Source organism: Peptococcaceae bacterium (genome assembly GCA_024655825.1).
GTDB lineage: Bacteria > Bacillota > Peptococcia > DRI-13 > PHAD01 > JANLFJ01.
In genome coordinates, this window is record JANLFJ010000016.1 from 36,478 (window position 1) to 55,858 (window position 19,381).

Consider the following 19,381-nt stretch of genomic DNA (forward strand, 5'->3'; position numbering starts at 1 on the left):
CATAATGCCTGCGGTTATGCAAGTTCCGTAAACTCCTGGTTTAATTTTACTCTGTATTTATCTTAATATGCAGTTCTTTCAACTGCCCGGCCGTAACCCTTGACGGCGCCTGGCACATCAAATCCACAGCGCTCTGTGTTTTGGGAAAAGCGATGACGTCGCGGATGGTCTGCTTTTTGGCCATCAGCATGACCAGCCTGTCAATACCGAAAGCTATGCCTCCATGCGGTGGAACGCCGTATTCGAAAGCCTCCAGGAGGTAACCGAACTTTTCTTTTACCTCCTCCTGGGCCAGGCTGAGGGTTTTGAACATTTTTTCCTGCAGCCAGCGCCGGTGAATCCTGATGCTTCCCCCTCCTATTTCCACCCCGTTCAACACCATATCATACGCTACGGCCCTGACCCGTCCGGGATCGCTGTCCATCAGCGGAATATCCTCTTCCACGGGAGACGTAAAAGGATGGTGAACGGCCAGCCAGCGTTTTTCTTCGGGGGCCCATTCCAGCAGCGGGAAATCGATAACCCACAGGAAATTGAATTCATCCTGGTCAATCAGGTTTAATCTTTTGGCAATCTCCAGCCGCAGGTGCCCCAGTGAAGCGGCCACCACACCCGGTTCGTCGGCTACCATGAGCAAAAGATCGCCCGGTCTGCCCTGCAGCCTGGCAACAAGAGCGGCAAGCTGCTCCTCGCCGAAAAATTTGGCAATCGGCGATTTTATGCCTTCTTCTGTCAGGATAAAATAGGCCAGCCCTTTTGCGCCGTAAACGCCCGCAAATTGGGTCAACTCATCTATCTCTTTCCTGGAATAGTGTCCCAATCCTTGCGCATTAATGGCTTTCACCCTCCCGCCGCGCTCCAGCGCCTGGCTGAAAACTTTGAACTGGCTTCCCCTGACTTCCTCACTGACATCCACAAGCTCCAGGCCAAATCGTAAATCCGGCTTATCCACGCCGTAGCGCTCCATCGCCTCAGTATAGCTCAGCCGCGAAAACGGGGTTTTGATTTCCCTGTTCAGGGTTTTTTTAAACACGAAGGCAATCATATCTTCCATAATTGACAGGACATCCTCGCGTTCCACAAAAGACATTTCCACATCAAGCTGGGTAAATTCAGGCTGCCTGTCGGCTCTTAAATCTTCATCCCGGAAACAGCGAACCACCTGAAAATACCTGTCCACTCCCGATACCATCAGCAGCTGCTTAAACAACTGTGGCGACTGGGGAAGAGCATAAAACTCTCCTTTGTGCAGGCGGCTGGGAACCAGGTAATCCCGCGCCCCTTCCGGAGAACTTTTGGTCAGCATGGGAGTTTCAATCTCCAAAAATCCCCGTGCCGAGAAATACTCCCTGATCGCCTGCACTGTTTCATGGCGCAGGATAAGGGCCTGCTGCATCACCGGCCTGCGCAAATCAAGGTAGCGGTATTTTAAGCGAACCGCCTCGTCCACGTCCAGTTCACCGGCCAGGCAAAACGGCGGTGTTTTGGCCGTATTCAGTATGCGAAATTCGACGGCCGCGACCTCGACCTCCCCGGTCGCCAGGTTGGGATTTTCGCTCCCTTCCGGCCGGAGCCTGACTTCTCCCACTACGGCCAGTACGTATTCGTTGCGGATGGTTTCCGCCTTTTTGAAAAACTCTTCGCCCATTTTAGGGTCGAAAACGACCTGGACCAAGCCTTCTCTGTCCCTCAGGTCTATAAATATTACCCCGCCGTGATCCCGCCGGCGGTTTACCCACCCCATTATGGTGACCGTCTCCCCCGCGTTTTCGCTGCTCAAATTGCCGCAGTAATGGCTGCGCTTCATGCCCCGAATCGTCTCACTCATTTTTTCCCGTTCCCTCCAAATCCTTTATTAGATAGTCCTCCACTTCATCCAGGGGAAGAACGACCTGGCTGCTGTCATTCATCCTCCTGAGGACGGCCTGTTTTCGCTTCAATTCATCTTCTCCCAGAATGATTGTGTATGGAGCCCGGAGCCGGTCGGCTGCTTTTAACTGTGCTTTCAGGCTCCTGTCCAGGTAGTCCCTTTCCACGGCCAGCCCACGCCGGCGCAGTTTCTGCGCCAGTTCGGCGCTCTTGAGGTCCGCTTCCTGGCCAATCGCGGCGATAAATACTTGAATTCCTCCCTTCACGCCGATTTCCAGACCTTGCTGCTCCAAGGTGTTCAGGATGCGTTCCAGCCCCATGGCAAAGCCTATTCCCGGCATGGGAGGACCGCCGCACTGTTCGACCAATCCGTCATACCTTCCCCCTCCGCAAATGGACGACTGCGCGCCTATTCCTTCGGCCGCTATTTCAAAGGCGGTCATGGTATAATAATCCAGCCCTCTTACCAGGCGAGGTTCCAGGCGAAAGGGGACCTGCAAAACGGCGAGATACTCCTTCACCTTTTGGAAATGCTCCCGGCAGCCGCCACACAGCATATCTGAAACAGCCGGAACATCGCGGGCCAGTTCCCGGCACTCCGGGTTCTTGCAGTCAAGAATACGGAGGGGATTTTTTTCGAACCTCTCCCCGCAGGTCGGGCACAGTTTTGCCTTGAGTGGCTTCAAATACTCCTTCATCTTCAGGGCATGAGCCGGCCGGCACTCCGGGCAGCCCACGCTGTTAAGCTCCACGGTCAGCCCGCGCAAACCCAGGCGTTCGAACACATCCAGGGCCATAGCTATCACTTCGGCATCTACCCCGGGGTGGCGCGAACCAATCACCTCTACGCCGAACTGGTGAAACTGGCGGTAGCGGCCGGCCTGCGGCCTGTCATAGCGAAACATGGGGCCCAGGTAGTAAAATTTTACAGGCTGCGGCCCGGCATAAAGCTTGTGTTCTACGTAAGCCCGCACCGCGGGTGCGGTCCCTTCGGGGCGCAGGGTCAAGGACCGCTCGCCCCTGTCTGAAAAGGTGTACATTTCCTTGGATACGATGTCTGTCGTCTCTCCAACGCCGCGCAAAAACAGTTCGGTGTGTTCAAAAACCGGCGTGCGCAATTCTTCAAAACCATACAGGCACGCAACTTCGCGCAGCAGGCCCTCCAGATAATGCCATTTTTCAATTTCCCCGGCCAGGAAGTCGTTCGTTCCTCTGGGTCTGGTTGTAAGCATGCCAAACCATCCTTCCACAATAATATAGTCAGGCATTTTCGTTTACAAAGGCTTCCAGCCTGTCGACCTTCCTTTTGATTAAATCTTCCAGCCGGGCCATGTAAACCAGCAAGTCCTTTGGATTATAAAAATTATCGACACTCCAGTTCCTTACATTCACAATTTTGCTGCCAGCCCCCACGCCAAAACCGAGGACCGTCTGTCTTTCCTCCATCATTTGAATGTTGTAAAGGCACGGATACCCTTCCAGGGTATAACCCACATTCTCACCATGCGCCAGTATCTCTTTTTGCCTGTAAAGGTAGTACGGTTGATAACCCGCCCCCTCCAGCATTTCGCGCGCCTCTTCCATCATGGCCCGGCCTTCGTCGTGGCCGGGAAGCCGCAGTTCCAGCCTTTCCTGCCTGTAAAGAGCCGCCCTTTTAATTGCCAGGGCATGGAGCGTAATGTTTTCCGGCTTCCAGGCAAGAACCCTTTTCAGGGTGCCGGCAAGCACTTCCCTGTTTTCGCCGGGCAAGCCGATAATCAGGTCCATGTTAATCGCTGGTATCCCCGCTTTCCTGGCCAGCCGCACGCTTTCTTCCACCGCGCCGGTAGTGTGCTGTCTCCCGATGGACAGCAGGGTCGGTTCGTGCATGGTCTGGGGATTAATGCTTATCCTTTCCACTTTATGGCTTTTCAAGACAACAAGTTTTTCCTTATCGATCGTATCCGGCCGTCCGCCTTCTACCGTAATTTCGCACTTTTCTTCCCTGGGCAAGTTCTGCTCAAAAGCTGACAGCACCCCGTCAAGCTGTTCGGGCGTAAGCACGGTGGGAGTTCCTCCCCCCAAGTAGAACGTCTGTACCGTAAGTCCCGCTTTTTCCAGCAGTTCGCCCGTCGACCGTATTTCCCTGTACAAGGCCTCAAGGTAACCGGAAAGGAGATGGCCCCATTTCCCGAGCGAGTACGAAGGAAAAGAGCAATAATGGCAACGGGTAGGGCAAAAAGGGATCCCGGCATAGACGCTGACCCTTCTTCTGGCTTCATCTTTGGCCAGCAAGTATGGCCTCTGGTTGCCGGCTGTGTTTATTACCAGGCGAGCCCGCGAACTGCTCAGGCCAAAGTCGCGCCTAAGGTGAAACAGCGCTTCTTCCCCGCTAAACCCCTGATCAAGCAGCCTGTGCACAATTTTGGTCGGCCGGACACCTGTCAGGATGCCCCACGGGCTTGGCTCCAAAACGTCGCTTTTTTCGTTTCCTTTTTCTATCATGTCCGCGCAGTAAGAAGAAATAGCTTTATACACAGCAAGGCGCATAAGCCTGCGTTCCCGGTTCGTTTTCTCTTCTCCAAACATCCCGGGCTGCAAGCACTCCGTGTGATAGTATTTCTTCCCCTCCGCAACCAGGACAGCGCCGAATCCAGGACTGCTGCCGGCAATCCTCCGGATAACCAGCACTTTTTCCGCCGTCTGCCGGCTTTCGGCTTCCAACCCTGTCTTGAGCGCCGGGACGTGTTCCAAAACGATGCCCGGAAAATGCGCTCTCAGCAGATCGTGCAAAACAGCAGCATCCCCGGCTTCATCAGAAATAATCATAATCTTTTTCCTGGTCATTTTATTAAAAAAGGATTCCCCGTTCTTTCCCGCCCTACGGTTGAACTCGGCCCATGCCCGGGAAGTACGGCTACATCGTCCCCCAGAGGCAGTATTTTCGTTTTGATTGATTTTATCAACTGCTCAAAAGAACCTCCTGGAAAATCGGTCCGGCCGATCGAGTACTGGAACAGCGTATCGCCGGTAAAACATGCCTCCCCGCCGAAAAGGCATATGCCACCCCTTGTGTGCCCGGGTGTATGGAGGACTGTAAAACTCATGCCGCCAACCTCCAGTATCTCCCCGTCCTTGAGCAGCCTGTCCGGCGCCGGCTTATTGATCCCTTTGCCGGTAAAAACCGACAAATTTTTAGCGGCGTCAGTTAACATGGGAGCATCCTCCTCGTGTATTAAAAGCACTGCCCCCGTCGCATCCTTTATGTACTGGTTAGCCCCGATGTGGTCGCTGTGCCCGTGAGTGTTGACAATGTATTTTACTTTAATTCCGTTTTTTTCGATTTCTCTCATTATCTTCGGGCCCTCTGCGCCCGGGTCAATAGCCAGACCTTCCTTGCTCCCCTCGTCATAAACAAGATAACAGTTCGCTTCGATTGGCCCGACCGGCATAACAATAATTTTCACGGCAATCCCTCCCTAGAATAATTTCCTGCTGTCAAGAAGCATAGTAACAGGACCGTCATTTTCTATTCTTACCAGCATGCTTTCCTGAAAAACGCCCGTACCGACTTTCACGCCCCTTTTCTCAAGTTCATTAACAAACAGCCTGTACAGGGTGTTCGCGGTTTCCGGCGGAGCAGCTCCGGTAAACCCCGGCCTCCTGCCCTGCCGACAGTCGCCGTAAAGCGTAAACTGGGATACCGCTAGAATTTCGCCGCCTGTATCTGCTACCGAAAGGTTCATTTTACCGGTCTCGTCCTCAAAGATTCGCAGGTTCACTATTTTCTCGGCCAGGTACACGGCATCGTCTTCCCGGTCGCCGCGGCCCACGCCAAGCAAGACCACCAATCCCCGGCCGATTTCGCTGATCGTTTTATCTTCTATCAGGACTGAACCTTTTCGAACTCTTTGCACGACAGCCCGCATAAGACACGCCTCCCTTTTGTTTACTTGTGCGGGGTAACCCGGAATACGTCGACCACGTCTTTTACTCTTTTAACTTTTTCTTTTATCTGGTTGAGCTGGCTGAGGCTGCGGATCTCAATCTTCAGGTTGACCGTAGCCTGGCTGTTGCGAGTTGCGCGCGCCCGCACGGCATTGATCGGCACCTTCATATCGGCGATTGTGTTCATGATATCCGTGGTCAGCCGGGAACGATCCGCAGCCAGGACCTCGATTTCCACCTGGTACGTGCTTTCGCTGTTCTCGTCCCAGGCCACGTCTACAATGCGGCCCTGTTCTTCCTGCATATGATAGGTGATATTCGGGCAATCGCAGCGGTGAACGGAGACTCCCCGTCCCCGCGTAATATATCCGACTATTGAGTCCCCGGGGAGAGGGTTGCAGCAGCGGGCAAAGCGGATCATCACATCGTCCGCGCCGCGCACGCGTACTCCCTGCTGCGCTCTGCCGTAATCAGGCGCTCTTTTTGCTTCCGTGATAAATTCGGGAAAAAGAGTATCTTCCTGCGGTTTTTTAAGTTTAAGCAGGTCGTCTTTTAACCGGGTAATAACCTGCAGGGGGCTGATCGCGCCTTCTCCAATGGCCGCCAGCAAATCTTCGGGCTGGTGCATGCTGAAGCGCTTCACTATTTCTATAAACCTCTCCGCTTTAAAAAGCTCAACCGGGTCAAGGCCCTGTTTCTTAAACTCTTTTTCCAGCAGTTCCCGGCCGCGCTGGATATTCTCGTCTTTTTGTTCCTTTTTAAACCACTGCCTGATCCTGTTTTTAGCCTGCGAAGTATTGACCATCTTCAGCCAGTCCCTGCTGGGACCGCCGGCCTGCTTGGAAGTCAGTATTTCCACAATGTCGCCGTTTTTCAAAACATAATCAAGCGGCACGATCCTGCCGTTCACTTTTGCGCCTATGCAGCGATGACCAACATCCGAATGAATCCTGTAGGCAAAATCAATCGGTATGGACCCTGCCGGCAGTTCAATCACGTCGCCCTTGGGCGTAAAGACGAACACCACATCGGAAAAAACATCTATCTTTAAGGTTTCCATGAATTCTTTCGTGTCCCGGACCTCGGTCTGCCACTCCAGTATTTGCCTGAGCCAGGCCAGCCTTTTTTCAAAATCCTTGCTGCCGCCTTTCGCGCCTTCTTTGTATTTCCAGTGGGCGGCAATTCCGAACTCCGCCGTCCTGTGCATTTCCAGGGTGCGTATCTGTATTTCAAAGGGTTCCCCCTTGTATCCCATGACCGTCGTGTGAAGAGACTGGTACATATTAGGCTTGGGCATGGCGATGTAATCCTTAAACCTGCCGGGGATCGGTTTCCAAAGGGTATGGATTATTCCCAGGGTGCCGTAGCAGTCCTTGACGCTTTCTACTATCACTCTCACAGCTATCAGGTCGTAAAGCTCATTTAAATCGCGGCCTTTTTCTTCCATCTTTTTATATATCGAATAAAAATGCTTGGGTCTGCCCTGGATGTCGGCCTTAATGCCTACTTCCGCCAGTTTTTCCTTCAGTTTGGCGATGACTTCCTGGATATAGACCTCGCGTTCCTGCCTTTTCATCGTGATCCTGTTTGAAAGGTCATAGTATTTATGCGGCATGAGGTAGCGGAAAGACAAGTCTTCCAGCTCCCATTTGAAAGCGAATATGCCTAAGCGGTGGGCAAGCGGAGCAAATATTTCTAGCGTCTCCTCGGCAATCTCTTTTTGTTTCCATGCCGGGTGGTGTTCCAGTGTCCGCATATTGTGAAGCCGGTCGGCCAGCTTGATGAGGATGACGCGAATATCCTTGGCCATAGCCAGGAACATCTTGCGCAAGTTTTCGACCTGCTGTTCCTCCTTGGTGCGGAATTCTATCCGGCTTAACTTGGTAACCCCGTCCACAAGGTAGGCCGTCTCTGCTCCAAAGTTTTTTTCGATTTCGCTTAAAGGAACCTTTGTGTCCTCGACCACATCATGGAGAAGAGCAGCGGTAATGGTGGGGAGGTCAAGTTCCAGGCGGGCCAGCAAATAGGCCACCGCAAGAGGGTGGGTAATATAGGGTTCCCCCGAATTCCTCACCTGCCCTGCATGGGCTTTCAGGGCAAACTCGTGAGCATTTTTCACCATATTCAATTCGCTCTCCGGGATATACTTTTTTAACCTTTCCACCAGTTCTTCGAAAGACAACTATTACACCACCATATTTATCATCTGCTGTGCAACCTTAACCCTTTCCCGGGAATAATGGGCTTATTGACTGCCGCCAGTATTTCCTCGCTGTTTTCCTGCAGAGCGAAAGCGGAAAACTCCTGGAACTCCTCCCATTCGCCGAGTCCCTCCAGGTAGCGTACCGAATCGCTAAGATCAAGCTTTCCGGGTGGCGGGGGCGCGAAATGAATTTGGCGCCTGTTTCCTTCCATTTCCCGTAAAACCAAGCCGAGTTCCTCCAGGATGGCAAGACAGGCCGATGCCGTTTGCTCACGGAAATTCTTTAAACCTGCCGCCTGCATGGCTTCCTTTATTTCGGCATTTGTAACCTGCAGCGGATTGGCCTTCTGGGCCATTTCCCTCAAGTAAAGATACACCTTTCTCAGTACCTCCCTTGAGGGAGCGGCATTTTCCAGAATCAACTCGTTCAGGGCTTTGTCTTTCTCTCCAAAAAGAATATGGATATAGGCCTCCGCGCCGTCACGACCTGCGCGGCCTGCCAGCTGGTTAAACTCTGCCCGGGAAAAGCAGAGGTGATAAAGGACAACGTGCTTGATGTCGGGTATGTCTATCCCTTCGCCGAAGGCACTCGTTGTGACCATTACCCGCAGCGCCCCCTGGCGGAACATGTCCTCCAGGGTTTTTCGGTATTCGCGGTTCAAACCGCCGTGGTAGAATGCTATTTCCTCCCGGGCCGGCGGGTAAAAAAGGCGGAGATCGCCTGCTAACTGGTAGGCCTGTTTTCTGCTGTTTACATAAATTACAATCCTCTCCCCGCCGGAAACAAGGTTGATAAGATAAGCCAGTTTGTCTTTTTCCTCCCGCCTGTCAACCAGGCGAAGATTAACCCTGGTATGCTCTTCAACGATGACCCGCTCGCAGGATAAGGCATCGACAATTGCTTGGCCGGTTTCATCTCCGGCTGTTGCGGTAACCGCCAGCGCCTGCGGTGAGCCGAGCTCGCGCCAGGTTCCCGGCAGCAGCCTGTATCCCCGACGCTTGCCGCAGGCCAAGTGGTGGGCTTCGTCAACCACAAGAAGCCCCAGAATGCCGGAAACGCTTTTGAATTTCTCCCGGTGATAAGCAAGAAATTCGGGAGTGGTCAGCACAATATCGATATTTCCCTGGATCATTCGATGAAAAAATTGCCTTTTTTCTTCGATGCTGGCGGCGCCGCTTATTGCTTCCACCATTACCCCCAGGCCGGCCATCTTTGGCCAAAGATGCTGCAGCTGATCGTTGAGCAGGGAGCGTAAGGGATAAACAATAACTGTAACCTGTCTTCTCACCAGGGCGAAATAGGCGGACACACTCTGGAAAACGGCGGATTTACCCCTCCCGGTCGCAAAAACAACCAGTGAATTGTGCCCCGCTTTTAAGGCCTCGATGGCTTCCCTTTGTTTTTCGCGGTAGCCGTTTTTCCCTAAAACCGCCTGCCTGATCCTCTCCTCTATTTCCCCGGGCTGGAGACGGGCGATTTGCCGTCTTTTTTCTTCAAGACTGGCCGGGTCTGTCTCCAGCCCGGTTTTTTTTATGCAGATATTAACACCCAGGCTTTTCCTTTCACAACCTGTAACCCGGACAACGAAAGCCTCATAAAGAACACCCCTGTCCAGGGCGGGAGCCAGGTTGCGCGCCAGGCGGGAGTTCAAATAGCCGATGCGCACGCCCTGCCAGAAAACGGCAACAGCATGGCGGTCACAGGCGTTGCCGGCTTCACGCCTTATTTCCACGCTATCGCCATCCTGGATGTCCTTGATAACATCCTGCCGGTTTTCAAAAGTCACCCCGGCAAGTTTCGTGAAAAATTCTTCGCGATTAACGACATCCCGGTAAAAATCGTCCTCCAGCCAAACTTGGCCTTCCTGGTAAAGACGATCCAAAAAAGATGCGGGCTGAAAAGGGTCGTCCCTATCCCGGCTGGATTTCAGGTGTTTTATGACCAGCTGCAATTCAGTTCGCCCGTTATAAGTATTAATATCCGGATAAAAAGCCACGTCGCACCTGTCCCAGGAGTCTACCAGCTCTTTTAAACTTCCTTTTTGAAAAGCAATGCCGTCCAGCCAGCCGTTTTCGCCGAGCAACCGCAGTTTGAGATGCGCTCCTCCGGCGCCCACCTTCCGGCAGTTCACGAGCTGCCGGGCTCTCAACACTAAAAGCGGACTAGCATTATGATAACCGAAAGGAGCCATCATTGCAATCTCCTCAACCAAACCAGGAGTCAAATCTTGACAAGATACTTCGCAGTCCGCGTTGATCACCGGGACCATGTCTTTTTCCTGCAGAACCTCCCCGGCAAATCTCTCCAGGGTCTCTTTCAAGGAGGGTACCTGCTCCTGCCGCACTGATAAACCCGCCGCCATTTCATGCCCGCCGAAAGTAAGCAGCATCTCCTTGCCGTATTCGAGAGCCTCGTAAAGGTTAAATCCCGGAATGCTCCTGCCCGAACCTTTCCCCAGGCCCTTCTCCAGGCTGATCATTATCACCGGCCGGTAATACTTTTCAGCCAGGCGCGAGGCCACAATCCCGATTACTCCTGGATGCCAGCCTTCGGATGCAAGGACGATAACTTTTTCTTCGGAAAGGTCCACCTGGTTCTGCACCATAGCCTCGGCCTGTTTCAGGATTCTCATCTCCAGGTTTTGCCTAGCCCTGTTCTCCTTATCCAGAAATGCCGCCGCTTCCCTGCACCGCTCCTCATCCTCCGCCAGGAGCAGCTCCACTCCCAGGTCCGCCCTGCCCAAACGCCCGCAGGCATTAAGACGCGGCGCCAGGATAAAGCCGGCCTGTTCCGCCGTAATATCTCTCCCGGCCGTGCCGCACACTTCCATGAGGGCTGCCAGCCCCGGGCGTTTCCCCTGCCGGAGCAGGGGAAGCCCTTCCTTGACAAGTATCCTGTTCTCGCCGCACAGGGGAACAATATCGGCAATCGTGCCCAAGGCCACCAGGTCCAGGTACTCTTCACACATTTTTTCATTCCCGAACATACAGGATACAGCCTGTCCAAGTTTAAACGCGACCCCCACGCCGGCCAGGTTAAACCAGGGATATTCTTCCCCGGCCAGTTTTGGATTGACCAGTGCCTGAGCCTTGGGCAAAATCGGCGGGGGCTGGTGATGGTCTGTAATAACCACATCCAATCCCAGCTGCGCAGCGTATTCCGTTTCTTCGACCGCAGAGATGCCGCAGTCGACGGTTAGGACCATCCCCGCTCCCCTGTCCCTTATTTCCTCTAAGGCCTGTTTGTTTAACCCGTACCCCTCGTCCAGGCGGGCAGGGATATAATAATCGACTTTACCCCCCAGCCTTCGCAAAAGCTGTACAAGAAGCGCAGTAGAAGTAATGCCGTCTACGTCATAGTCCCCGTAAATGCTTATGTGTTCGCTCTTCCTTACAGCTTCAAAAACCCTTTCCGCGGCTTGCTTCATACCCGGTATCTCCAGCGGGTCCCTCAAATCGTTAAAAGAGGCGTATAGATAAGCCCTCGCTTTCGCTGGAGAGTCAAAGCCCCTGTTAATTAGGATCCCGGCCGCAGTCGGGGAAATGCCCAGTTGGCTGGCCAAGTGCGCTGCTTTCTCGTTTTCGGTTTTGCCTACGCGCCAGATGCATTTTTCTTGCATGCTTATCTCCTGTTCCAAATATGTCGCTATGAAAAAAGAGACGGGCGTCTCTTTATTTATTCATTCGTCATTATTTATTCGCCGCTTGATTATCCTTCGTTCTCTGATTTCGCCTCAACAGCGGCTCCGGTTGTTGATTCCACCGCCGCCTCCTTTTTCTCTTCTTTTCCTTTAAGTCTCTCCAGTTCTTCTTCAAGCTTTTTGGCTTTCTTCTCAAACTCCGCCTTGTCATGGCTCAACTGCCGTATTTTCATCCAGGCGTCCACACGTTTAAACAACCCCAGAAAATAAAGGACCAGGGCGCCTGCCGCCGCCGCGCCCAGCAATACCAGGACCAGGGAAACAGAAAACGACCAGGTTATGAATTTTATAACTACCACTTCCGTATTCTGAACGGCAAAAATAGCCACCAGCAACGAAAACACCAGCGCGCTGATCAAATAAAACTGCATTCTCACCATCTCTCCCTTCTTCGTTCAATTATTTACCACTTAATTATTTGTTTAATTCGCTTTCGCTCTATCATAATCCTGCATTTCCCTGCAAACCCATAAAAAAGCCGCCGGCCAACACCGGCAGCCAGCAGTTTATAACTCAGGCGGTTTTTGCCTTCCCGTGTTCCTCCGGTTTGAACTGGTACCAGAGCGGGCTGGCCACGCAAATGGATGAATAGGCTCCACTTACCACCCCCACCAGCAAGGCCAGCGAAAAATTCTTGGTTGTCTCGCCGCCCAGGACCAATAGCGCTACCAGGACGAAAACAACGGCCAGCACAGTATTGATGGAACGGGCCAGGGTCTGGTTAATGCTGTTGTTGATCACTGCCTGGAGGCTTTCTTTACGCCTGTTTTTCAGATTCTCGCGGATCCGGTCAAAAATAACGATGGTATCGTTAATCGAATATCCGATGATGGTAAGAACAGCAGCAATAAACGAGCTGTCCACCTCAAACTGGAACAGGGAGAAAAACCCGATGGCCATAAAGGCGTCATGAAGCAGGGCCAAAATCGCGGCCACGGCAAACTTGAACTCAAAGCGGATGGTGATATAGATTATCTGCAAAATGGAGGCTATCACCAGGGCCAGAATACCGGCCCGTCTCAACTCGGCGCCGATAACGGGCCCAACCTTTTCGCTCCGGAGAAGGTCATATTTACCCAGTTTTTCTTCAAAAGCCTTGAGCACCTGCCCCAGCTTGTCCTGCTCAATTTCGACCGTCTTGATCACGATGCTGCCGTCCGAGGCCTCCTGTATACTGCTGTTTTCCAGGCCGAACTCGCCGAGGACCTGGCGAACTTCGCCCGTTTTGATACCGGCCTCGTTGAATTTCACCTGAATGAGCGAACCGCCCTTAAAATCGATTCCAAAGTTGAGCCCCTGTGTAAAAAGCGAAATCAACCCAATGACGATCAGCGCTGCGGAAATTATATACCATATTCTCCTTCTGCCAATGAAATCTATGCCGCTTCCTTTTATTCCGATAAAATCCATGCCAGTTTTCCTCCCCTAAGCCCCGTATAGTTTGGGGTTAGTAGCCACCCTCGAATCAGCCAGGGTTTTCAGCATATACCTGGTAAAGGTTATGGCGGTGAACATGCTGCTCAGGATACCGATGCTTAGTGTTACGGCGAAGCCTTTAATGGTTCCCGTTCCCAGGTAAAAAAGCACAGCGGCAGCAATCAAGGTCGTCACGTTGGCATCAAAAATCGTCCAGAAAGCCCTGGAAAACCCGGCATCAATAGCTGCCCGCAGGCTTTTGCCGTTTCGCAGTTCTTCTTTCAAACGCTCATAGATTATGATATTGGCATCAACGCACATCCCTACCGAAAGGAGGAAGCCGGCAATACCGGGCAAGGTAAGGGTGGCGTTGATCCCCGCCAGGATTCCAAGGACGATCAAGGCATAAAGCACCAGGGAGATGTTGGCTATAATGCCGGGAACCCGGTAGTAGAGCAGCATAAAAACCATGATGGCGACAAGTCCCCAGATACCAGCCGTCTTGCTTTTGACGATGGAGTCGGCTCCCAGGGTGGGCCCAACAGTTCTCTTCTCGATGATTTCCACCGGAACGGGTAGGGCGCCAGAACGTAAAAGGACCGCAATATTATGCGCCTCCTGCAGGTCCTTGTAACCTGTGATCCGCGCTCCTTCACCCTTGGTGATGGGTTCAATCACATAGGGAGCCTGCAGGATATCTTCATCAAGTAAAATGGCTATGATCCGCCTTTCATCACGCTTTCCGTTGACTTCGGGGTACTGGTTGACGAGCTGGGTGGTCACCTCGGCAAATTTCTGCGTTCCCTCCGGATTGAACTTGAGCCCCACGTAGAATTCACCGGTTTGCGGGTCTTTGCCTTCCTGGGCGTCCGCCAAATCCTTGCCGGTCAGCACTGTCGTCCCGTCAACTGTTTTAAACTCAAGCTGGGCTGTCTTACCAATTAGATTTATTGCTGTCTCAGGGTCTTTTACACCTGGAAGTTCAATCAGAATACGGTTTTCGCCTTCCTTTTGAATTACGGGCTCAGTCACACCCAATTTGTCAACCCTGTTGCGCATAATTGCAATAATCTGGCTAATCTCTTTATCGGTGACGGTCCCTTTGGCCTGCAGCCTGACCTGGACGCCGCCTTTAAGATCCAGTCCCAGTTTTAGGCTCTTTTTGAGAGGATTAACTGCCAGAATCGCCGCGCCGACTATTATTGCGGTAATCAGCAGCAACGCCACGACCTTACCCCACTTCATCTTCATGTCACCCCTTAAATATTGATGCTTTTAAGAAAATTCCACAATACCTGATTTATTATATTATCACCGGCAGTGCTTGTCAAATCTATTAAATGCCAGGATAGAAAGAACGAAATGCCTTACAACAGCCTGGCGTTATTTATGATAATGGAAAAGCGGGCGCTGAGAAAGGAAGCCGCACGGCGGCACATGAGCATCCTCTGCAAAAAAATTTCAAAGTATTCAATAACGGGCACAATGGCTGTTTCTATAACGAGGTACAGGGTAATCAACCGCTCGCTGCCGTTGATCACCAGGTCGGAATTTACTACCGCGTAATTTACCCTGTCATGTATATCAAACCGGGCGAAATCCGTATTGCGAACGCGGGAACGGTGTACATCCGTCTTGTCGGCCAGGACCAGGGCAGCAGTGATCAAATTAACTATTTGCCCTTCCTCTTCATCATGGTTTCCGATGGCCCCCATTACCAGGGCAATATCCTCGCAGGGCATTCCCAGCCTTTTAAGGATGGAAAATGCGATCAGCGCACCGCTCTGGCTGTGATTGGAACGGCTGATCACGTTGCCTATGTCATGAAGATACCCGGCTATCGCCGCGAGTTCAGCCAGGGAAGGAGGATATTCCAACTTTTTCAGAATCTCCCTGGCGTTTTGTGAAACAATTTCCAGGTGCCGGAAACTGTGGTCAGTATACCCCATAGCTCCAAGGTGGCAGTTGGCCATTTCCACATAACAGTTTACTTCCGGATCGTTTTTAACCTCTTCAAGAGTAATCAAGCAACATCACCTGCAGCGCACCCAACTTAGCGTGTTATTACGATGATATGTTGTTCTTAAACCGCTTTTTTTATCCCTAATAAAAAAACGCAGCGAGCTGCGTTTTTGCACTATTTACTTTATTCGTTTTTCTCTGCCTGTTCGCCGGTTTTCTCCTCAATCTCTTTAGCTTTCTTGTTTTCTTTGCCTTTCTTCGACTTTTTGTCGTCGTCGTCATCGACCTTGACAAAACCGACAGCCGAACGCTGCATGGTAATTCTCAAATTAGGGGCTATTTCCAATACCATGGTCTCGTCAGTAAGGGATGTTATGGTCCCGTGTATCCCGCCGATGGTAACAATCTTATCCCCTTTTTCCAGGTTGTTAAGCAGCTCCTGGCGTTGCTTTTTCTGTTTTTGCTGCGGCCTGATCATCAAAAAGTACATCAGAGCAAAGAAGAGTAGTAACCAGATAAAACTACTGCTCGCTCCCTGCGGCATTTAACTTCCCTCCTTATTTTTTAGACAAGCTCAGTTGATATTATACCTCATTTGCAGCGTAATTACTATAAAATTCCTCCCTAAAATCCTTTAAAGAATCGCGGGATATGGCCTCTCTGATTTTTTCCATCAACCGCAGGAGAAAATAGAGATTGTGCAGGGTGGTAAGCCTTAGCCCCAGAATTTCGTTGACGTTAAAAAGATGCCTGATGTAAGCGCGGGTAAAAGTCCGGCAAGTGTAGCACCCGCAATCGGGGTCCAGGGGCGAGAAATCGTATTTATAGCGCGCGTTCCTGATGACCAGTTTGCCTTTCCGAGTGAAGACCGTCCCGTTGCGGGCTATTCTGGTGGGAAGCACACAGTCAAACATGTCTATTCCCCGCCAGACCCCTTCAAGCATATAATCAGGTGAACCAGCTCCCATGAGGTAACGGGGTTTATCCTCTGGGAGCAAGGGAACCGTTTCATCCAGCATTTCATACATCAATTCCTTTGGTTCCCCCACGCTCAGCCCTCCAATGGCGTAACCGGGGAATCCAAGGGAAACCAGGTCCCTGGCGCTCGCTCTTCTCAGTTCCGCGAAGACGCTTCCCTGAACAATGGCAAAAAGGGCCTGGTCATCCCGGTGATGGGCTTTCAAACACCTCTCGGCCCAGCGCGTTGTTCTTTCCATGGCCTGCTTTGCGTATTCGCGGTCGGCAGGATAACCGGCGCATTCATCAAAGACCATGGCAATATCGGGGCCAAGCGCCATTTCTATTTCCATCACCTTCTCCGGGGTGAACAGGTGCCGGGAACCGTCAACATGTGAACGGAATTCCACGCCCTCCTCCGTAATCTTGCGCAAATCGCCGAGGCTGAAAACCTGGAAGCCCCCGCTGTCGGTCAAGATTACCCCGGGCCAAGCCATAAAAGAGTGCAGGCCGCCCGCTTCCCTGATCAATTCATGCCCCGGCCGGAGATAAAGATGATAAGCATTACACAAAACTACCCTCGCCCCAATCTCTTCAAGCTCCCGCGGCGACATTGCCTTGACCGTGGCCTGGGTTCCGACGGGCATAAAAACGGGAGTATCCACAATCCCGTGCGGCGTGTTGAGTTTTCCCAGCCTGGCTGTAGACTGGCTGCATTTCTTGGTAAGCTGGAACTTCACGGCTGGCACCCGTTTTTCTCCTTCCGCTGCTTTTTAGATTATTAACATGGCATCGCCAAAACTAAAAAAGCGGTACTGTTCTCTCACCGCCTGGTCGTATGCCCTGAAGATATTCTCTCTCCCGGCCAGGGCGCAAACCAGCATCAGCAGAGTTGACCTGGGCAGGTGAAAATTGGTGATCAGCCCGCTTATCACCTTGAATTCATAGCCGGGATAAATAAAAATATCCGTGGAATTGAAGCCAGGCCTTATCTCTCCATGCGAAAACGCGCTTTCCAGGGCCCTGGTCGAGGTGGTCCCCACTGCAATAACTCGCCTTCCTTCGCGCAGAGCCCTGTTCACCGAACCGGCAGCTTCCCGGCTTATCTCGTAATCCTCCCGGTGCATCCTGTGCCGGGTTATATCCTCCGCTTTAACCGGCCTGAAAGTCCCTGTTCCCACGTGAAGAAGTATTTCCACCCACTCCGCGCCTTTTTCTTTCAGCTTCTCGATTAAACCCGGCGTAAAATGAAGACCTGCCGTGGGAGCAGCGGCGGAACCGGGATGCCTGGCATAAACCGTTTGGTACCGTTCGGGGTTGGCCAGCTTTTCATGAATATACGGGGGGAGCGGCACTTGTCCCAGGCGGTCCAGCCATTCTTCAAACACACCTTCAAACGAAAAATCAAGCACCCGCTCTCCCGGGCCTTTCATTTCCACTACCCTGGCGCTGACTTCCCCCGCGCCAAAGTATATGACAGCGCCCAATTTAACTCGCTTCCCGGGACGCACCAGGGCTTCCCATCGCTTTTGATCCAAACGTTTCAACAGGAGGACCTCGACCCGCGCTCCTGTCTCCTCCTTCACGCCAAAGAGTCGGGCGGGAATAACCCGTGTGTTGTTGGCAGCCAGCACATCGCCTTCTTTAATGTATTCCAGGATGTCCGTGAACCTGCGGTGTTCGATTTCCCCGGACGCGCGTTTCAGCACGAGCAGCCTTGACTGTTCGCGGTGAGGCAGCGGCTCCTGCGCGATCAGGCACGCTGGCAAATAGTAATCAAAATCAGCCAGTTTCATAACCGTTCTTCCCCAACTAGGCCCTCTGCTCTTACCGGGCCTGGTTATATGGTTTGACCTCCAGCCGCCCGTCATTCAGCCCCTGGTTGTAAAAATGCTCGATGATCCTCCGGTAGCCCACTCCCCGCGCGGCCATTCCCCACGCCCCCCACTGGCTCATGCCCAGGCCGTGCCCGTAGCCCCTGCCGGTGATGGTCACGGTGTTAAACACCTTGGGAATGGTTTTCATCCCTTCTGCTGAAACTACATAGTAATTATCATTGTTCCCATTGAGTTTCCCGGTAAAACCGTCGGCGTTGATCGATACCAGGTCGCTGGCCCGGTTAAAGACGTCCAGGGTGGCAAAAGCGTTCCAAACCTGGATGGTAGAATCAAAGGTGATGTTGAAAAGCGTGCTTCTTAAACCTAGAACAGAGCGGATGTTATCCTTAAAAAAGCTCTTTATCCCATTTGTTCCTATAATATCAAGCCGGGTAACCCGGCCCGACTGGGTTTGAACGGGAAGGTATTCCCGCGTGACGGGATCGACAGCCTGCCGGCTCACAGCCAGCTCAACGACCTGGCCCACGCTGACCTTTTCGCCGGGATTCTCCGCATTCCATTTCTTTAACACATCCAGCAGTTCCTGTCTCGAAAAAGTCTTTTCCCACTGGTAGCTAACCCCCGGCCAATCCCCGTACTGCGTGACCTGGGTGGCATAAGAATCTTCGGGTGTTGGAACTGGACGAATATAGGGAAGGTTATAAGACCAGACATTGACGGCGCTTTCCGTATAACCGCCGGCGTTGGCATGAAAAAAAGCCTGGATGAGCTTGCCGTCATAATAAATGACAAGCCCCCGGGTAGCGTCAACCGCCCTTTTTACCGGTTCGCCGCCCTGCAGCTCCGAGTCATAGCCGCCGTACACCTGCGACATCTGGGTTGTCTCGACATCGTAATTGAGATAAGGGTTCTCCTTCTTGTAAAAGGCATAAGTCCGCGAAGCGACGGCTTGGGCTTTATAAGCCTCTTCCGGGGCCCCTAGGCCCATTTCAGCTCCCACCACGCTGTAAAGGTACTGTTCCATATCGATTACATTTATTAAATATATTTTGCCGCCGAGGTTTTCTACTAACAGGTCTCCCCTGTACCGCTTGTTCTTATAGCGAAAAACGTTAAGCTGTCCCGCGTCCTTTTGCCGTAAGATGACCAGTGAGCTGAGCGCGCCCTGCACTGGGGACCCGTTATGGGAAACCTGAATATTGCCGTTGCCTTTGGGAGCGACAATCCAGGTGCCGGTATTTGCGTTTGAACTGATCACTCTTTGCGTTACATAATCCACAAGTTCATAACTGCCTTCGCTGACGGAAAAATCCGCAGAAGAAATGCCGGAAGCGAGGAGAACACGCAGCGAATTCTGAGGACAGGCAAACTGGGCTCCATAAATTGCAGAAGGCAAAGCGCAAAACAGCAAGCAGGCCAGGAGAAAGAGGAAAAAGGCAGAAACTGCTTTATCTTTTGTTATGATCCGCATTTCAACCCCCGCTCAATACTGTGATAAATCCCTTTCT

General features: G+C 52.2%; 15 protein-coding genes. All 15 read right to left on the reverse strand.

Going from position 1 to position 19,381, the window contains the following annotated elements:
- Nucleotides 1-46: 46 nt before the first annotated feature.
- Nucleotides 47-1,828: an aspartate--tRNA ligase gene (aspS, locus tag NUV48_07825; GenBank protein MCR4442049.1), complete on the reverse strand. Its 1,782-nt coding sequence runs from the start codon at nucleotides 1,826-1,828 to the stop codon at nucleotides 47-49.
- Nucleotides 1,821-3,101 carry a histidine--tRNA ligase gene (gene hisS / locus NUV48_07830; protein ID MCR4442050.1) on the reverse strand — a complete coding sequence of 427 codons (1,281 nt, stop codon included), beginning with the start codon at nucleotides 3,099-3,101 and terminating at the stop codon, nucleotides 1,821-1,823. The genes aspS and hisS overlap by 8 nt, the downstream gene beginning before the upstream one ends.
- Before the next feature lie 28 nt (nucleotides 3,102-3,129).
- Nucleotides 3,130-4,677, reverse strand: a complete 1,548-nt coding sequence (hemZ, locus tag NUV48_07835) for a coproporphyrinogen dehydrogenase HemZ (GenBank protein MCR4442051.1) — start codon at nucleotides 4,675-4,677, stop codon at nucleotides 3,130-3,132.
- 14 nt (nucleotides 4,678-4,691) lie between these two features.
- Nucleotides 4,692-5,315 carry an MBL fold metallo-hydrolase gene (locus NUV48_07840; GenBank protein ID MCR4442052.1) on the reverse strand — a complete coding sequence of 208 codons (624 nt, stop codon included), beginning with the start codon at nucleotides 5,313-5,315 and terminating at the stop codon, nucleotides 4,692-4,694.
- A gap of 12 nt (nucleotides 5,316-5,327) precedes the next feature.
- Nucleotides 5,328-5,777, reverse strand: coding sequence for a D-aminoacyl-tRNA deacylase (gene dtd / locus NUV48_07845; GenBank protein ID MCR4442053.1), 450 nt, complete (start codon nucleotides 5,775-5,777; stop codon nucleotides 5,328-5,330).
- Nucleotides 5,778-5,797: 20 nt separating this feature from the next.
- Complete coding sequence (locus NUV48_07850) at nucleotides 5,798-7,978, reverse strand: bifunctional (p)ppGpp synthetase/guanosine-3',5'-bis(diphosphate) 3'-pyrophosphohydrolase (protein ID MCR4442054.1); 2,181 nt, start codon at nucleotides 7,976-7,978, stop codon at nucleotides 5,798-5,800.
- Nucleotides 7,979-7,998: 20 nt separating this feature from the next.
- Nucleotides 7,999-11,619, reverse strand: coding sequence for a single-stranded-DNA-specific exonuclease RecJ (gene recJ / locus NUV48_07855; protein ID MCR4442055.1), 3,621 nt, complete (start codon nucleotides 11,617-11,619; stop codon nucleotides 7,999-8,001).
- An 89-nt stretch (nucleotides 11,620-11,708) separates the two neighbouring features.
- A complete protein-coding gene (locus tag NUV48_07860) occupies nucleotides 11,709-12,071 on the reverse strand; it encodes a lipopolysaccharide assembly protein LapA domain-containing protein (protein MCR4442056.1) in 363 nt (120 codons plus the stop codon).
- Nucleotides 12,072-12,213: 142 nt separating this feature from the next.
- Nucleotides 12,214-13,110 (reverse strand): protein translocase subunit SecF, encoded by an 897-nt coding sequence (gene secF, locus NUV48_07865; GenBank protein ID MCR4442057.1) that lies wholly within the window; start codon nucleotides 13,108-13,110, stop codon nucleotides 12,214-12,216.
- A gap of 15 nt (nucleotides 13,111-13,125) precedes the next feature.
- Nucleotides 13,126-14,361, reverse strand: coding sequence for a protein translocase subunit SecD (secD, locus tag NUV48_07870; GenBank protein ID MCR4442058.1), 1,236 nt, complete (start codon nucleotides 14,359-14,361; stop codon nucleotides 13,126-13,128).
- A gap of 122 nt (nucleotides 14,362-14,483) precedes the next feature.
- Entirely contained in the window at nucleotides 14,484-15,143 is a 660-nt protein-coding gene (locus NUV48_07875) for an HD domain-containing protein (protein MCR4442059.1), read from the reverse strand.
- Nucleotides 15,144-15,262: 119 nt separating this feature from the next.
- Entirely contained in the window at nucleotides 15,263-15,622 is a 360-nt protein-coding gene (gene yajC, locus NUV48_07880) for a preprotein translocase subunit YajC (protein ID MCR4442060.1), read from the reverse strand.
- Nucleotides 15,623-15,662: 40 nt separating this feature from the next.
- A complete protein-coding gene (tgt, locus tag NUV48_07885) occupies nucleotides 15,663-16,784 on the reverse strand; it encodes a tRNA guanosine(34) transglycosylase Tgt (protein ID MCR4442061.1) in 1,122 nt (373 codons plus the stop codon).
- 24 nt (nucleotides 16,785-16,808) lie between these two features.
- On the reverse strand, nucleotides 16,809-17,831 hold the full coding sequence (gene queA, locus NUV48_07890; GenBank protein ID MCR4442062.1) for a tRNA preQ1(34) S-adenosylmethionine ribosyltransferase-isomerase QueA: 1,023 nt from the start codon (nucleotides 17,829-17,831) through the stop codon (nucleotides 16,809-16,811).
- A 31-nt stretch (nucleotides 17,832-17,862) separates the two neighbouring features.
- On the reverse strand, nucleotides 17,863-19,344 hold the full coding sequence (locus tag NUV48_07895; protein MCR4442063.1) for a SpoIID/LytB domain-containing protein: 1,482 nt from the start codon (nucleotides 19,342-19,344) through the stop codon (nucleotides 17,863-17,865).
- Nucleotides 19,345-19,381: the final 37 nt, after the last annotated feature.

What these genes read in the sequence shown, in the direction of transcription:
- NUV48_07860 (MCR4442056.1), bottom strand. Translation starts at nt 12,071, where the DNA reads ATGCAGTTTTATTTGATCAGCGCGCTGGTGTTTTCGTTGCTGGTGGCT.
- hisS (MCR4442050.1), bottom strand. Translation starts at nt 3,101, where the DNA reads ATGCTTACAACCAGACCCAGAGGAACGAACGACTTCCTGGCCGGGGAA.
- dtd (MCR4442053.1), bottom strand. Translation starts at nt 5,777, where the DNA reads ATGCGGGCTGTCGTGCAAAGAGTTCGAAAAGGTTCAGTCCTGATAGAA.
- yajC (MCR4442060.1), bottom strand. Translation starts at nt 15,622, where the DNA reads ATGCCGCAGGGAGCGAGCAGTAGTTTTATCTGGTTACTACTCTTCTTT.
- aspS (MCR4442049.1), bottom strand. Translation starts at nt 1,828, where the DNA reads ATGAGTGAGACGATTCGGGGCATGAAGCGCAGCCATTACTGCGGCAAT.
- queA (MCR4442062.1), bottom strand. Translation starts at nt 17,831, where the DNA reads ATGAAACTGGCTGATTTTGATTACTATTTGCCAGCGTGCCTGATCGCG.
- secF (MCR4442057.1), bottom strand. Translation starts at nt 13,110, where the DNA reads ATGGATTTTATCGGAATAAAAGGAAGCGGCATAGATTTCATTGGCAGA.
- secD (MCR4442058.1), bottom strand. Translation starts at nt 14,361, where the DNA reads ATGAAGTGGGGTAAGGTCGTGGCGTTGCTGCTGATTACCGCAATAATA.
- NUV48_07895 (MCR4442063.1), bottom strand. Translation starts at nt 19,344, where the DNA reads ATGCGGATCATAACAAAAGATAAAGCAGTTTCTGCCTTTTTCCTCTTT.
- recJ (MCR4442055.1), bottom strand. Translation starts at nt 11,619, where the DNA reads ATGCAAGAAAAATGCATCTGGCGCGTAGGCAAAACCGAAAACGAGAAA.
- hemZ (MCR4442051.1), bottom strand. Translation starts at nt 4,677, where the DNA reads ATGATTATTTCTGATGAAGCCGGGGATGCTGCTGTTTTGCACGATCTG.